The organism is Allobaculum sp. JKK-2023, assembly GCF_034745455.1.
In the GTDB taxonomy this organism is placed as follows: Bacteria; Bacillota_I; Bacilli_A; order Erysipelotrichales; family Erysipelotrichaceae; genus Allobaculum.
The window spans coordinates 301,425-315,522 of record NZ_JAYERV010000003.1; the positions used below are offsets into that span (position 1 = coordinate 301,425).

Consider the following 14,098-nt stretch of genomic DNA (forward strand, 5'->3'; position numbering starts at 1 on the left):
TGATGAGATTTCTGTCAGTGCCTGATTCCATTCCAGGCGGCAGAAATCTCTTTTTACGTTCGATAAAGTGATCTAAAGTACAGGCATTTCATTTTATTCATTATCGATTATGGTTGTTAAGACAGGAACCTTTTCCTATTTCTTGTCATGTGCAAACTGACTGCTTAGAGTTCTGCCTGCCCTTCTTGCAATTTCTAAGTGAAAGGGATTGCAGGCATGACAATCAATTAACTTTTTAAAAGAACCATGTTTTCCTGTGGGAAATGGCTCTTTCAGGTTGCATCAAAACACATCTGGGTACAATCTTTGTTAGGATTATCAGGGCATCTTTGCCTTTACCTCAGGGCAAAACCGAACCAATCCAAAAGAACGGAGGGCGAAATGCAAGATCAAAAACCAGTCCGTAAACGGAAGAAAAAAAGACGCTTAAGAAAACGGATCCGGATCTTTCTTTGGTGCATGACCGGAGCGTTATCCTTATATACAGCCAACCTGGGTGTCAAAGCCTTTGGAACTCAGCCTGGCTCCACTGCAGTTCAGACGGTTGCCAAAGCTGAAGATATGAACAGCCAGACAACCTCCTCTGCAAACAAATCAAAGACACAATCCGATTCCTCTGTGGTTTCTTCGGATGATGAGTCAATATCCAATTCCTCGATGATTCAGGAAGATGATCAGCCTGAAAACACATCGCAGGAAAGCCAGAACGAAGAATCACAGGTTGAAGAATCTCAGAGTGAAGAAAATTCTGCCGATCAGAATCAGGCCGATGCAGCAACGATCGGCATTAATGAGGCTGCAATCACTGACAATGAACCCATTGCCCAGGAAAGTGCTTCTTTAAATATTGATCCACAAGTCGAAACCATCGCAACCATTCTCGTGGATGCAGGCCATGGTGGAATCGATCCCGGCATGACCGTTACCGATGAAAATGGCAACATCATCTGGACCGAAAAAGAAATCACTCTAAAAGCTGCCCAAGAATTCAAGGAAGCGATGGCGATGATCAACCCATCCATCCGCGTAGAACTGACCCGGGACAGCGATACATCGACCTATACCGATATGAATACCTACAGTGACATCAACGAGCTGAACACTCGCATGGATAAAATCAACCAGACCGGGGCCAACTACTACCTCTCGCTTCACTGTAACTCTGGAAATCCAAGCTTTTCCGGCGTTGATCTGTTTATCAAACCAAATGATGACTTTTCCAGCACCTTAGCCCAGCAGGTTTTCAGTGCCTTCGACGCGATTGGCTGGAGCGAATCCAAACAGGTTACGACCGTCGATCAGTACCCGCTGCATGTGGTCACTCTTTCTCCAGTTCCCTCCATGCTTGTGGAAATGGGCTATATGACCAATGAAACGGATCGGGCAAAACTGACAGATGATCAGCAGCGTACCACACTGATGCAGCAGCTGGCAGCTGCTTATTCAGAAATGATTCTTTCTCAAAGACAATAAGAAACAAAAAAATAAGGCGACCCTATGATCACTCTTCGAAATGTCAGAACGGATGATCTGGATGCTCTGCATCAGATTCATCAGGCGACTTCGTCCAATCCCAATAAAACACCAGAACAATGGCAGCTTGCCTATCTGAAATATGTGGACTACTATCCACGCTTTGCCTTTGAAACAAGCTTTGTTACCTGTGATGAAAACGGTAAACCACTTGGGTATCTGCTTTGCGAAAGCGATGCCGACCGTTTCTTCAAATTGATGAGCGAGGCTTATCAGGAAGAAATGGATGCCATTGTCCCAGGCAGTTTTGAGCGGTTTATGAACTCTCAGTCTTTTCTGCAGACCTTCAAAGATCAGTACCCTGCCCATCTTCATATTGACCTGCTTCCCTCTGCGCAGAACATGCATCTTGGCAGTAAGCTGATGAAGCAGCTCATCGAAGAATTAAAAGCAAGAAATATTCCCGGCGTACTGCTCGGGGTTTCCAAAACAAGACCACAGGCCATTCACTTCTACAAAAAACATGGCTTTGAAGTTCTGGAAGAAGAACCTTCTGGCTATACGATGGGGCTGAAGCTGGACGAATCCGCAAAATAATTCCAATTCCCTTTATAAATCAACGCCAGACTCCGCTGATGTGAGTCTGGCGTTTTTCTAATGCATGCCTTTGGCCATTGATTGTTTTTCCTGTTTCGATCAGGCTGACCAACTCAGCTCGTTTTCGATCGGCCCTGATATTCAATTTTGATTATTCCGGTTTCGTCGTAATAGACGTCAATGATAAACTTTCTTCCGTTTTCGATATAGGAACATTCCAGAAACGTCGTCTGGTCGCGAAAAAAGATAGCGTGATCCAGTATCGTTTCATTGCGGCTGGTCGAATCCAGGTCCAAAGCGCATCGTCTTTGCCAGGAAAGATCCCCGGCAATTGTTTTGGCTCGTTCCAGAATGGCCAGATCCAGCTCACTGCGCCGGTTTGCCTGCAGAAGACAGGCTTTGGATTGAATCGTCAGGGCTGTCCATGAGCTGAAAAGCAACGTGAACAGAAACAGAATCAAGGCCGGTTCAAGGACAAATCCGTTCAAAGATTCTGAATGTTTTTGTCTGTCCGCTCCTTTTTTCCTGCCCGATTTGAGCAAATTTGTTCTGGTTTTATCCAATCTGGAATTCTTTGACATGACCTTGTTTCGAATAGCGTAAATACAGCTTTCCATTCTGGGTGAAGAATTCAATCGCATCGATGTGCTCCATCAAAATTTCATATCCTGGCTTTTTGACCAGCCGGTTTTTGTCCAGTTGGAGCGTCTCTTGTCTTTCGTGCTCTTCCAGAATCAGCTGATCGTTTTGGACCTGAGCAATCTTGGAAAGAGACACCATTTCCCGGATCTGCAAGATGGCAAACTGTTCCTGATCATCCAATGGAAGATGCAGTGCCTGATGAGCGGTTCGGACCTGAACAAACAAAATGGAAGCAAAAATTGAAGCAATCAACAAAGCCATCAGCGCTTCAATCATCGTAAAACCATTGGCTGGAGCCTTTTTTATCTTCCGTTTTCCCAGCCCATTCTTGTTGAGATTCATTTGCCCAAAACCCAGCTTATCTGGCATTCTCCTGAATTTGAGCCATATCCTGAGTGACTTCCAGTGTCTGACTTTTGGCAAGAGCACTCACTGAACTCAATAACAGAAACCCAGTGATCATGCACACAACCAACGCCAGCAGGGCTTCCGTTAACAGAAATCCATTGGCCTGCTGTTGCGATTGTTGGCTGTGGGGCATACGCACCGTAAAAGTCCGTGAGTTTGGATGGAATGATCTCTGATTGGTCTGTCTTCTGGGTCTTTGAATGGTAGACTGGGATTTACGATTTGTTGAATATCGGGATTGGTTTTCTCTGTTTGAACCGTCTTTCTTCCAACCGTTCTGGTCTGGAATGTCCTTGAATCTGTCTTCCTGATTTCGACTCTCCCTGTTCCAGCCAGCCTTCCTCTGGTCATCCTGGTTCCAGTTGTCTTGATTCCAGCCCTCTTTGTATTGGCTTTTGTGCTTCCAGCTCTTTCGGTTTCCGTTTGCATCGAAACGGTTATTGCGGCCACCTTGCCTTTTCTGTCGGGAAACTTTGCGTGTGTTTCCGGATTTTTTTCTGACTTCCATGTCATTGATTTCATCCCATAGATCTTTCATTTCTTTTTTGGCGGGACTGTCCCACTTCTTCGCCTGATACTGGTACAGACTGAGCTGGCGTTTGCGGTTGGAAATCATTTTACATGGGGGCAGGTCACAGGGAATCCACATGTCCTTTTCCAATCCTTTCTTGCCTGCCTGTGATTTTGGGGCCTGTTTTCCCTGATTTTGAGTTGGTTGAGACTTTCTGTAAGATCTGCGTCTGCACTCTTTTTCGTGCAGAGTCATTGGTTGTTTAGTCATCTAATGCGGCAAGGAACCCCCATAACTTGCGTGGGAGGAATTTCCGCCTGCACCTCCTGTTCGATATTTACAATATTGTTTATTTTGCTTATCAATAAGCCATCCATTCGATGACTCAAGTCGGTTTAATTTCTTCTAAAGCTGAATGGTAAAAGGAGTTCTCTTTACGACTTCAGCTTTCTTTGCTTTTAAGAATCTGAAAACCTTTTTGCAGTGTCTGGTTGGCATCAATGGATTGCCATCCACGTCCAGAACATAGGTCAAAGCTTCCGACATGACAGATCCCTCCTTTCGGTAAATAAACCAGCCCGAAGGCTGTAAGGTATCCTTCGCCAATGTTGTCAATGCTTTTACGCTCAACTCACCACCTATTACCCCGAACAGGTTTTGAAAGCAGAACCACAGAGCTTAAGACTAGAACGATATCTTAAAGGTGTGATGGCATAAACAACAAAGTTCGTATGATCCAAAGACTAGATTCACCAAGGCTACCCACAGACGACAGCCGAAGCTGTCCTGTCAAACAATAGGGATCTTTCAACCTCCGTGGCTTGCCATGGGGTCAATGATATTCAATTCTTCCTCTTCCGCTTCCAATCTGAAAGACAAGGCGGATACTCTGATCATATTGGCGGCAGGTCACACTTCCGCCTTTGGTGATGTTGCCATTGGCATTAAAAGTGACGACCTGCTGGGTGCAGCTGATTGTTGATGGATATTTCTGGTAGCTGGTCGGGGTATCCACTGCTCGGGCATCGATTGCCACGGTTCGGCTTTCGCGATTGGCCAGTGCCTGGAACTGTTCAATCTGGATGGTGTTCAGCAGATTGCGGGCAAATAAACCCAGGCTTATTCCTGGTCTGGAAGCACCCATAAAACCGGTCAGAATGACCACAATCAGCATCACCACCAACATTTCCAGCATTGTAAAGCCGTTCCTTCTTTGCGGCCTAATGGGTGGCCTGACCATCCTGAATCCGGACTGTGCTTCCATCCGGGCACTTGTCCTGTCCTTCTTTGAGATACCCTTTCGAGATCAGTTCAGAAATCTGGGTGGGTGTCTTCTCCTCATCAATTTCGTAGAGCAGAATCTGCGAATTGACGATCTCGAGAAGCGCTCCGCAGCCTTTGGCGCGGATGATCTTCTCTTTTTGCTGGATGTTTGGCAGCGTGATCAGCAGCAGCAAAGCCACCACAAGCATCACAATCATCATCTCGAGGATGGTGAAACCATTCCTTTTCTCTTGTTTTCTGTGTCTGATGTCATAACTCATATCAACACCTCCACCCTGATATACGCAAAATCCAGAATGCGTTTCGGCAAGTGGATGAAATTTATGAATTTAGAAAACCAAAAATGATTCAGGCCATAAAAAAATCCGGCCTGCAAAAACAGGTCGGCCATACATGCCAAGATTAGACTGACCAGAAATATCGTCAGCAATTCTCAGCAGTTCAGGAATGTGTACATTGAATATCGAATTATTTTTTATATTGGTTAATGTAGGTATAATGCTTTTCAAGTCCGCTTAAAGCCAGCGGCAAGTCACCCCGGATCACCCCATAAGCCAGATCATCATGCGCACTTTCCAGCTCATTACGGCTTTCCATCTGCTCAATGATTGCAGCACGCATGGTCTGAATATAGGTGTCCATCAAATCCGTCAGAGCTTCATAACTGGCAATCAGAAAATCATTGCGGCAGGCACGGACAATAATGCGATGCAGTTCACGGTCATAGAAAATCTGCTTCTGTTCTGTTGGCGCTTTTTCCAGGCCAATGATCATCTCTTCAAGTTCTGATTTTTCGTCGGCATCGATGCGTTCGATGGCCAGCGGCAGAGCAGCTCTTTCAATGGCCCAGCGAAATTCTGTCACCGAGCGATCATTCATGCCCTTAATGAAATACATGAATGCAAGCATTTCGGCCATGGTATGGTCAAAGTTACTCGAAAGATAATTTCCCGAGCCCTGTCTGGAGTAGAGAATCCCCATATTCTCTAACAGACGCAGCCCTTCACGCACTGAGTTGCGGCTGATCTCAAGCCGCAAAGCCAGATCCCGCTCAGTGGGCAGCCTGTCTCCTGGCCGCAGGCGGCCTGCCTGCACTTCCTGTTTGACATAATCAATCAGCCGCTTATACGTCCTGTTTCCTTGATCCATGATAGACTCCTTTCAATGTCGCTTCTTTGCTGCTCATCTTTCCAATGGCTTCCAATGGCTGTGTTAGTGCCAATGACTATCATATATTGGCATAATTTTGCGGGTTTTTCGACTGACAATCTAAAGCAATATTTTCATTCAAATCAATTTCTTTTCGATTTTTCATATTCAGACTCACTATTCCAAAAGACGGCTCTACTGAAGGGACACATAAATATTCTCAGCCATAAAAACAAATGGAAACACCCCCTGAAAAAAGGAAACGCCAGCCATCAGGCTAGCGTTTCCTTTTTTCAATATCGTCGCGAATAATGATCTTTTTGAGACTGTCAATCTCAAAACGTAAAGCGTCTACCTGACTTTGTAAATCGCGTTCTCTTTCCAAAGGTGAAAGGTTGGTTCTTTCTTCCATCTTCTTGGTAAGTTTGTACGCGAAATTGCTGATCCGGTACTGTCCCAGAGTTTCAGGATCATAACCAAGCTCTCTGAAAATTTTGCTGGGGCCTTTGCCCTGCGTATACTGATACCAAAACTCATTTTTAAACACCGGTGTAAACCGGATTGTTTTTTCAGAGACGTATTCGGTATACGGATTGGCACGGAGCTCTTCCATCTGCTCCAACGTAAATCTCGTCTTTTTCATAAGACTACCCCCTGCGCGACACCCACAAGTATGGATACGTGCATATCCTATCTATAGTATTTCATGAATTCAGCCAAATGTGTCAATATTTTATACAGAAAAATATTTTATCCCTCATTTATTTTCCGGAATCTCACATCCAGAATCGATTCGATTTACTTTATTCATGCAGGCAGAGCAAACTATCCCGTTTAGCGACTCTCTTTTTTCATCTCGTATTTTTTACTCACCCAAATTAGACAGACTGTAATTTCTTAACATGTGATATATGCATTTTACTCTCCTGAAGACTGTTTAGGCCAAGACTTTTTCGAATTTTCAAAAAATTTCATTCCCCCTGCCATCTATGAAAATGAATCTGAAAACGCTTTGAAAACGATTTTACCAAGTTGGACACTTTAGCGTCTGATCAGGAAATAATTACCACACCCCCGAAATTGTCTGGTATTCTACAGACACAGGAGGAAGACAGAAAGCCTCCACAAAGAAAGAGGTGAACAGGATATCAAATCAGGCGTCAGTAAAGACGTTAAAATCATCCGAAAGGATCTCCGACCAGAAGCGCCAAGGCACCCTGTAACAAGGGAATCCAAACAGGCTTTGATTCCAAGGAATCAAAAACCAGATGCAGATCCAAAACGCTGAAACTATTTCCAAACCGATCCAATAGAAAGCAGGATTGATGCCAGGAAAGGTGTCCATGACACAAGAAAAGCGAATTGGAGTTCCACCAGCTTCGGTGTAAAGAAATCGAAGGTGGACAAAAAGCCGGCAGTGAAACAAAGCTGTCGCAAGCCTTTGCCACGAACCAGAACAAAACATTTCCAATCACAAATGTCGCAAACATACCTTCTGTTCTGGGGTAAAGAAGACTGAACATCCGGTAATGATTGCAAAAATCAGAAGAATCTGAAATCGAAGTCCAGAACTGGAAACAGAAATGGAAAGATACAATCATCAGATTCAAGCATAAACATTCACAAGCAAAGAAATGAGAAATCAGATCGAACCTGAAAACATGGATCGAGGATGGATCGGATCTGAAGCCAGAAACCATGAATGCTAAGCGTTGATTCATAAGCCGAGCCGAAAATGAATGGATTCATCCAACGTAACGAAAAATCGGTACAGAATGAATACAGTCATTCGACAGAAACACAAAAAAGTTCAGAGATCGAAAGAGATCTGAATAGAAAACAGAAAGACTCGCAACTTCAGGACTACAGACTGAGCCAGAGCCATAGACCAGGTGGGTTCAGGTGAACAGTGAAGTTTATCAAAGAAACCGGAAAATCGAATCAAGATAAAAAAGGCAGACTTCATCAGAAGCAAGCCGTTCAGTAAAGGAATAGACGGTTCAGACAGAAACAAAGAACCGATGTATCGTCAAAGCAGATGACAAACAAGCTGGAACTGAGAAACCAGGGATGATGGCAGGCACAATAAGCAGCCAGACATAAAACTGGAAGATCAGAAGAAAGTCAGTCTATGGAAGCCTGAAACGTGAAAAACGAATTGAAATGACACCTGAAACTGTGTAAAGAAACAGACGAAGGATCCGTTCATGAAAGGTTGAAAAGCAAAAGATCTGTGTAAAGAAACAGAAACGAGCCAGACCATCATAAGCACTCAAAGATCATTTCAAAAAACAGGAACCAGAAACTGGCCAGACCAGATGGAAAAAAGCGGGCGTGTTTTATGAAGCCATATCGATGGACGGCAAGCCGCTAAGTTCATAAAACCAATAAAACCTGATATACAATACAAAAACCGATATCCGAAACCTCAGGGCTGCTGAACCGAAAGGAACAGCAGCCTTTCTATTTGAAAACCAGAAGGCTGATCTTCCCTTTCTGCTTGCTTCCTGCCAGCTGATCGAGGAAATCTCGTCTGCTTGAACAGTTTCCGTTTTCGCACACAGGGATCGGGTCCGGAGCATCAACCAAACGTTTCTCTGGTACTCTCCTGCCAATCTATCTGGCTTTCGACGGAATCTCGACAAGCTCGAAACGATATTCCTGATCAGCATCCGGATACTTGACTCGATCAACAGGCGATAAGAATTCTTCAAGCGGTCTGATCCACAGGTCCCCCTGCCCATACAAAGGCCGATAGATCACCATTTCTTCCTGCGTATCGGCATTCTGGCCAAGTGCTTCGACCAGGTAATAATTCCCCTTAAAGTGACGGTAGACTCTGTGCAAGGCAATCTGTCTTGCTTCATGATTCTGATTCATTGAATTATCCTCTTTCCTTAAAGCGTATCTTCAATCGGGTATTTTCAGTATTCAGGTAATGACAGCCAGCGGTTTAGACTGGTCGCTATTGCCTTCGTCCCTCAAATCCCCTTTTCCGTACATACGCCTGACGGTAAAGCAATCTTCCTGAGTACTACAAAATTCTCCGCATAGTTCCACCAGGCCCTTTAGTCAGGCGAACCTGACTAAAGGGCCTGGCTTCCCATACGGGGAGTGCATCCCATAGACCCGGAAAATTCAAAATTGTCCCATAAAGCAATGATTCCCTTATCTCTTGGAGGAGAAACGACAGTACAGAACACTTATTAACAAAAGTAAAAACATATCGAACGAAGTCATCATCCGTTCAAAAATACAAACTATGAGTGTTACGGACTATTGGTGTCAAATAAACATAGAAGGCAGAGTTGGCTTATCGGCCGTTTCATACAAATGGCAATATCAGGAGTGGAAGCCTCTGGCCCTTTGAGCAATCAGCCATGCGGCTCCGGAGTGAATATTCATTTTACGTGCTTTACAATAAGGTCTTGCATGTTTAGATGTATAAGCTGGGTTTACTGCTGTGGCGGTAACCCCTTCTTTAAAACATCTTCTTTGAAGTCCCTGTTTATATTGAGAATAGGCCAGGCTGTGGACCATTCGATTATAGTCTTTCCCTTTTCTGGAACTTGCTTTCAAAACGGAAGACTTGGTCTTGATAAAATCTAAATCTTCATAAGCGATATCTTTACCGATACTTCTGGCCCAGGAAACAATTTTCTTGATTGTTTTAAGAAGTTCGTCTTTTCCCTAGGCATTCTTTCCATGGTTGGGGAGTTCAAATCTTTTGAAGCCCAGGATATTTCCTGACTCATCCGTTTCACAGGCCTGAATAAACCCTTTGTTAAAGTCAAGACCAATATTTCCATGACTGCTTTCCGTAAACCAGGGCACAGAATCCTTTTCAAATGAAACCTGCAGATACCAGGCTTTTCCTCTTCTGAGGATTTTTCCTGTCAGCGGCTTCCTGTCAAATGAATTGTTCTTATGTCTTAAAAGCTCTTTATCCAGTTCGTCCAGATGAGCTGATCTGCTTTCACCAGGAGCTGGCCGCCAGCTGAATTTAACTTTTCCCTGTACTGCCTTATCCGGTTTACCGCGCTTCAACGGTTTTCCTGGAAGTACAGAGAGAATATAAACCCCCTGTTCATCTGTCATTTCCAGATGACACTGCTGGTTTCCAAACGTTTCTTCACTTCGTGGAATATAAGCCATCATTCGATCTCTCGATCTTCTGAATTCATGTCTCCATTCCTTATGGTTTTTAAATCCGTTTTCTTTGAGATGCCATTGCGCGTTGAAACGTTTTTTGGTGCCATAGCACATAGATAATTTTTTCGACTTGATGGTTTCTTCCAGTTTCATCTTTCTGGATTCCATGCGGTCAATGCTTTGCTTCATGAAGTGAAGAGTTCTTTTCTCTTTTCGATAGAACACAAGTTCCTGCTCGCTCAATTTGTTCCTGGCGGCTTTCTCTTTCATCTTATTTAGCTTCTTGATTCGTTTTTGGTACTTCTTTTTCTTGCTCTTCAGTTTTTCTTTTAAAGACGAGAGTTCGATTTTCTTTAATTCGAGAAGGGACTTTCTTCTGCCTTCCACTGTTTTGACAAGTGAATTGGCAGTTCTCTCTTTAATTCCAAATTTGTTTTTCAGCCAGTCTATTTCAGAACAGGTGGAAAGTTCAGGATGATTCATGTGGTGCCAGACCAGTCTTTGCATATGGTTCCATTTCTGAATCTCAGTTTTCTCAAAAGCAATGAGAGAGGACGCAGTTTTTGGATCAAGTCTTGCTTCAACTGTAGTCATCATATCAATCATCCCTTTCTAAATTTCGAACAGGTACAAATTTTTGTTACAATGAAAATTATTTGAGTAAAAAATAACATAGAGACGCCGTGACTGCAGACCGAATGCCATCATGAAAGTTTGAAGCGAACTTTCAAAGCGGAAGATGCTAAAATAAATGAACAAGTAATCCTCTGACTATATTTTTAAGCATCCTGAATGGATAGAAGCCGCCCCTGTTATTCTTGCTCCTGGATTTTTTCTATCTTCTGGCGAAGCTTCTTTTTCTCACTTGCCCGAATTCCATACAGTCTTCCAGAAAACGAAGCAATGAGTGAAAGCAGGTCGTCAACCAGTTCTTCCTGTGGACTTTTATCTTCGCCAGCCTCTAAAACAATAATTTCCGTTTGATGGTCTTCAAAAAACCATTGAAGATATTCAAACCCAAACCTTGTCAGCCGATCTTTATGGGAGATAAAAACGCGGCCAACATGATCAGTACGAACAAGCTGGACAAGTTTAAGTAAACCTTTTCGCTTTGTGTTCAATCCAGAGCCTATATCTTTAATGATTTCCAGGTGGTTCAGCTTGTATGACGAAGATAACTCCAGATCCAGAATGATTTGTCGATCAAGATCACCATTCTTTGCCTGTCCATGGCTGGATACCCTTGCATAGATGATGTCTATTTTCGGATCTTCCTCTGCGAGCAGCTTGTATTTCTCGAGCAGCCGAAGAACTTCTTCTCTTGGAATTAGATATCTGATTCTTGGCCCATCAACAACCATATGTTCTATTTCACCTCTTGCTGCCCAAAAGTACGGTGTCTTAGGATTGAGGTTGAGCATACGTCCCAGCTCTCCGGTTGTATAGTAGTCTTTTGTCAATTCTGATAACTTAATCATATTAGGCCATTTTGTTTTGATGTAGTTATTAATAGCTTTATTTTACCTTAAATAACCAGTTTGTCAACCTGCTTCTTACCCTGTCCACGGCATTCATTCTGAAATTCTTCCATTCCTAAATCCCGACTTTTCCAAGTTGTGATGAAATTCCGACCATCCAGCAGGAGCATGGATCAAGCTGCATACCTGTTTCTCTTTTTTATTTTTCATCGCTGCAAAAAAACGTTCCGCCTGGAAATGACTCTTCCGGCCTTACAGAGCTGTCTCGTCAATTTCCCGGATTCGTTCTTTATCAAGAATCTGGGGATCATAAAACATAAACATCAATGAAGCGATCAAAAGCAGGCAGCTTCCATAAATCGCATAGTCCCCCCACAGATCACAGGCTGCTTTCCCAATCCCGGCCCCAATAAAGAAAGTCAGTAAAACACGAAAATAACTGAAAGCAATTGCTCGATGTCCCCTGCCGCCCTCAGAAAAACTTTGAACCAGCTGATCCATCATGGAGCGTAAATTACCAATGCACATGGTTGAGGCAAATGGATACCCGTGGACTTTCCGGAAAGTCTGAACCTGCAAAGCGCAGGCAAAGGAAACCAGACAGTTGGCAAATGGGTCGTACCCGATCCAGGGCGTAACCAGAAGCAGGGCAATTTCGATCAGCAGAATGCTCTGTCTCCAATGAAAACCCGAATGTCGGAAGCGGCGATGAAACTTTTCAGCCACAGCAATTCCCGCCGCAAAAGAGAGAATCGGAAACAGGTAATGAACCAGTCCTGAAAAATCTCCATCGACCAGTTTTGCGGCCATCAGAACAATGTTTCCGGTCTGGGCATTTGCGAATACTTTTCCTCTGGCAAAATAACTGTAAGCATCCTGATAGGCTCCCGAAAGAGTCAGAAAGGTTATGGTCCAGAATGATTCTGACATCTGGATCTGAGAGGTTTTCAGCTGCATCCTATCCCACCTCGATCACAACGGCTGCAAACAGACATCTATTTCAACTGATTTTCGAATCTTCCATTCATAAAACGATCTTCACGATCAAAGAAGAATCTGCAAAATTAGCCCGGCATGAAATAAATGGCCTCTTTGATCATCCTATCCAGATCAGCCTGACTTGTCCAACCATCCTCTTCCTTTCAAATGAAAGCGTTTTATCCCAAGACTCCCCTGTCCATTCTGCTCACTTTCAGTCAATTTGTTTTTTTTTGCCTTTCCCTTCTCCACCGCTTTTATCAGCTTTTATCGGCTTATCCCTGGCGGACTAATTTTTCGTTATCGATTTGGTCAATTCTATTCCTGTCTGTCTGGTTATTCATTTTGCTGGTCATTATTATCGTCCTTTAGATCCGATAATCTTGTAGGCATTGGCCTTGCGAAGCCGATTCGCCTGATAATCGAGTTGGAAATACGCCGCAAACAGAACATCCAGAAGCCAGTTTAAGGAAGCCCGGGTGGAAAATGAAGAAATCCTGGCCGCATGATCTTCTTCGTTGGGTAAAAACAAACGATAGGCTGTATCGGAAGGGGCCAGAGCCAAAGTCCTGGAACTGATCAACAGCCACGGCCTCTCTGTCTTCTGAAAATGGCGGATCAGAAATGGTGCATTCCACCCTCTTGCCGCCATGGTAATCACAATCGGAAAATCATCTGGACCGCACTGGGCCGCTTGCAGGCGTTGTTCATATTCGTCCATTGGAACCAGCACAGTCTTGTTGATCTCAGCCATCTGAAAACGAAAACTCTGCGCTGCAGGAATATTGCTTGCGGAAGTAAACACGACAATCCGGCTTGCCTTGCGCATAGCCTGAATCGCCTTTTCAAGATCTTTTTGAACCAGTAAAGACTGGGCCATCAGGATGCTTTGGCTGTAATCTTTTTGAAGAGAGCTGGCGACCGTAAGCAGATCATCCTGCTCCGTAAAGGGATAGCTGAAATCCAGGGCAGCTGTCTGCTGATTCCACTTTACTGCATCAGCATTCATCTGTAAAAGAGGCGCCCGCAAGCCGGAGAATCCGCAGTGGGGACAGAATCGGTACAAAGCCGCCCGGGAAACATAGCACTCACTCATAATGGTTTCAGCATTCAGATTTGCACAACGATGCCCATTCTCAATAAGATACTGGGCAATGGTCTGTTCAGTGATCGAAAAATCTGGATAAGTCTGCATCCAGGCAAAAATATTCATCTCTCTGTCTCCTTTCTTCGCGGTTTCCTTGTTTTACTTTGTTTCTCATTTTTACTACAGATCAGGAACAGGATTCAACAAGGAAAGGCATTTCTGTCTGTTTTATCAAAGGATCCTGATCTTCAAATATTCATTTCTTTCTCCTTCAACAATCTCCCATTCTTGCTTCTCTCTTCGTTTTTCCTTATTTTGTTTTTCATTCTTTTTTGGACG

General features: G+C 43.9%; 15 protein-coding genes and 1 pseudogene. 2 read left to right on the forward strand and 14 right to left on the reverse strand.

The features are described from left to right. Positions 1-381: 381 nt before the first annotated feature. Both U4956_RS01280 and U4956_RS01285 read left to right on the forward strand, forming a co-directional pair. Positions 382-1,473: an N-acetylmuramoyl-L-alanine amidase gene (locus U4956_RS01280; protein ID WP_323088426.1), complete on the forward strand. Its 1,092-nt coding sequence runs from the start codon at positions 382-384 to the stop codon at positions 1,471-1,473. A 24-nt stretch (positions 1,474-1,497) separates the two neighbouring features. After that, entirely contained in the window at positions 1,498-2,070 is a 573-nt protein-coding gene (locus U4956_RS01285; RefSeq protein WP_323088428.1) for a GNAT family N-acetyltransferase, read from the forward strand. Between the two features lie 113 nt (positions 2,071-2,183). On the opposite strand, the gene U4956_RS01290 is transcribed toward U4956_RS01285, so the two are convergent. The 14 genes and pseudogenes from U4956_RS01290 to U4956_RS01350 all read right to left on the reverse strand — a co-directional run bounded on the left by U4956_RS01290 (position 2,184) and on the right by U4956_RS01350 (position 13,885). Continuing rightward, entirely contained in the window at positions 2,184-2,558 is a 375-nt protein-coding gene (locus U4956_RS01290) for a hypothetical protein (protein ID WP_323088429.1), read from the reverse strand. 67 nt (positions 2,559-2,625) lie between these two features. Continuing rightward, the gene (locus U4956_RS01295) at positions 2,626-3,081 is read right to left on the reverse strand and encodes a prepilin-type N-terminal cleavage/methylation domain-containing protein (protein ID WP_323088430.1); all 456 of its coding nucleotides are present in this window, start codon (positions 3,079-3,081) and stop codon (positions 2,626-2,628) included. Then, positions 3,071-3,769 carry a hypothetical protein gene (locus U4956_RS01300; protein ID WP_323088432.1) on the reverse strand — a complete coding sequence of 233 codons (699 nt, stop codon included), beginning with the start codon at positions 3,767-3,769 and terminating at the stop codon, positions 3,071-3,073. The genes U4956_RS01295 and U4956_RS01300 overlap by 11 nt, the downstream gene beginning before the upstream one ends. A 267-nt stretch (positions 3,770-4,036) precedes the next feature. Next, positions 4,037-4,177: an RRXRR domain-containing protein gene (locus U4956_RS01305; RefSeq protein WP_323088433.1), complete on the reverse strand. Its 141-nt coding sequence runs from the start codon at positions 4,175-4,177 to the stop codon at positions 4,037-4,039. Between the two features lie 286 nt (positions 4,178-4,463). Beyond that, a complete protein-coding gene (locus U4956_RS01310) occupies positions 4,464-4,895 on the reverse strand; it encodes a type II secretion system protein (protein ID WP_323088434.1) in 432 nt (143 codons plus the stop codon). Further along, a complete protein-coding gene (gene comGC / locus U4956_RS01315; RefSeq protein ID WP_323088437.1) occupies positions 4,852-5,175 on the reverse strand; it encodes a competence type IV pilus major pilin ComGC in 324 nt (107 codons plus the stop codon). Before comGC ends, U4956_RS01310 begins: the two co-directional genes overlap by 44 nt. A 208-nt stretch (positions 5,176-5,383) precedes the next feature. Next, positions 5,384-6,064 (reverse strand): FadR/GntR family transcriptional regulator, encoded by a 681-nt coding sequence (locus U4956_RS01320; RefSeq protein ID WP_323088439.1) that lies wholly within the window; start codon positions 6,062-6,064, stop codon positions 5,384-5,386. A gap of 277 nt (positions 6,065-6,341) precedes the next feature. Next, positions 6,342-6,707 (reverse strand): HTH domain-containing protein, encoded by a 366-nt coding sequence (locus U4956_RS01325; RefSeq protein WP_323088441.1) that lies wholly within the window; start codon positions 6,705-6,707, stop codon positions 6,342-6,344. 1,973 nt (positions 6,708-8,680) lie between these two features. After that, positions 8,681-8,944, reverse strand: a complete 264-nt coding sequence (locus tag U4956_RS01330) for a DUF1653 domain-containing protein (RefSeq protein ID WP_323088443.1) — start codon at positions 8,942-8,944, stop codon at positions 8,681-8,683. Between the two features lie 462 nt (positions 8,945-9,406). Beyond that, positions 9,407-9,736: pseudogene (locus U4956_RS14375) on the reverse strand (IS200/IS605 family accessory protein TnpB-related protein); the annotation flags it as partial. A gap of 18 nt (positions 9,737-9,754) precedes the next feature. Next, positions 9,755-10,813, reverse strand: coding sequence for a hypothetical protein (locus U4956_RS01335; protein ID WP_323088444.1), 1,059 nt, complete (start codon positions 10,811-10,813; stop codon positions 9,755-9,757). Between the two features lie 215 nt (positions 10,814-11,028). After that, positions 11,029-11,694 (reverse strand): IS607 family transposase, encoded by a 666-nt coding sequence (locus U4956_RS01340; RefSeq protein ID WP_323088445.1) that lies wholly within the window; start codon positions 11,692-11,694, stop codon positions 11,029-11,031. 252 nt (positions 11,695-11,946) lie between these two features. Continuing rightward, complete coding sequence (locus tag U4956_RS01345) at positions 11,947-12,651, reverse strand: YoaK family protein (RefSeq protein WP_323088446.1); 705 nt, start codon at positions 12,649-12,651, stop codon at positions 11,947-11,949. A 379-nt stretch (positions 12,652-13,030) separates the two neighbouring features. After that, positions 13,031-13,885, reverse strand: a complete 855-nt coding sequence (locus U4956_RS01350; RefSeq protein WP_323088447.1) for a MurR/RpiR family transcriptional regulator — start codon at positions 13,883-13,885, stop codon at positions 13,031-13,033. Between the last annotated feature and the right edge of the window lie 213 nt (positions 13,886-14,098).

What these genes read in the sequence shown, in the direction of transcription:
- U4956_RS01280 (WP_323088426.1), top strand. Translation starts at nt 382, where the DNA reads ATGCAAGATCAAAAACCAGTCCGTAAACGGAAGAAAAAAAGACGCTTA.
- U4956_RS01285 (WP_323088428.1), top strand. Translation starts at nt 1,498, where the DNA reads ATGATCACTCTTCGAAATGTCAGAACGGATGATCTGGATGCTCTGCAT.
- U4956_RS01295 (WP_323088430.1), bottom strand. Translation starts at nt 3,081, where the DNA reads ATGCCAGATAAGCTGGGTTTTGGGCAAATGAATCTCAACAAGAATGGG.
- U4956_RS01300 (WP_323088432.1), bottom strand. Translation starts at nt 3,769, where the DNA reads ATGTGGATTCCCTGTGACCTGCCCCCATGTAAAATGATTTCCAACCGC.
- U4956_RS01305 (WP_323088433.1), bottom strand. Translation starts at nt 4,177, where the DNA reads ATGTCGGAAGCTTTGACCTATGTTCTGGACGTGGATGGCAATCCATTG.
- U4956_RS01310 (WP_323088434.1), bottom strand. Translation starts at nt 4,895, where the DNA reads ATGGAAGCACAGTCCGGATTCAGGATGGTCAGGCCACCCATTAGGCCG.
- comGC (WP_323088437.1), bottom strand. Translation starts at nt 5,175, where the DNA reads ATGAGTTATGACATCAGACACAGAAAACAAGAGAAAAGGAATGGTTTC.
- U4956_RS01320 (WP_323088439.1), bottom strand. Translation starts at nt 6,064, where the DNA reads ATGGATCAAGGAAACAGGACGTATAAGCGGCTGATTGATTATGTCAAA.
- U4956_RS01325 (WP_323088441.1), bottom strand. Translation starts at nt 6,707, where the DNA reads ATGAAAAAGACGAGATTTACGTTGGAGCAGATGGAAGAGCTCCGTGCC.
- U4956_RS01330 (WP_323088443.1), bottom strand. Translation starts at nt 8,944, where the DNA reads ATGAATCAGAATCATGAAGCAAGACAGATTGCCTTGCACAGAGTCTAC.
- U4956_RS01335 (WP_323088444.1), bottom strand. Translation starts at nt 10,813, where the DNA reads ATGATGACTACAGTTGAAGCAAGACTTGATCCAAAAACTGCGTCCTCT.
- U4956_RS01340 (WP_323088445.1), bottom strand. Translation starts at nt 11,694, where the DNA reads ATGATTAAGTTATCAGAATTGACAAAAGACTACTATACAACCGGAGAG.
- U4956_RS01345 (WP_323088446.1), bottom strand. Translation starts at nt 12,651, where the DNA reads ATGCAGCTGAAAACCTCTCAGATCCAGATGTCAGAATCATTCTGGACC.
- U4956_RS01350 (WP_323088447.1), bottom strand. Translation starts at nt 13,885, where the DNA reads ATGAATATTTTTGCCTGGATGCAGACTTATCCAGATTTTTCGATCACT.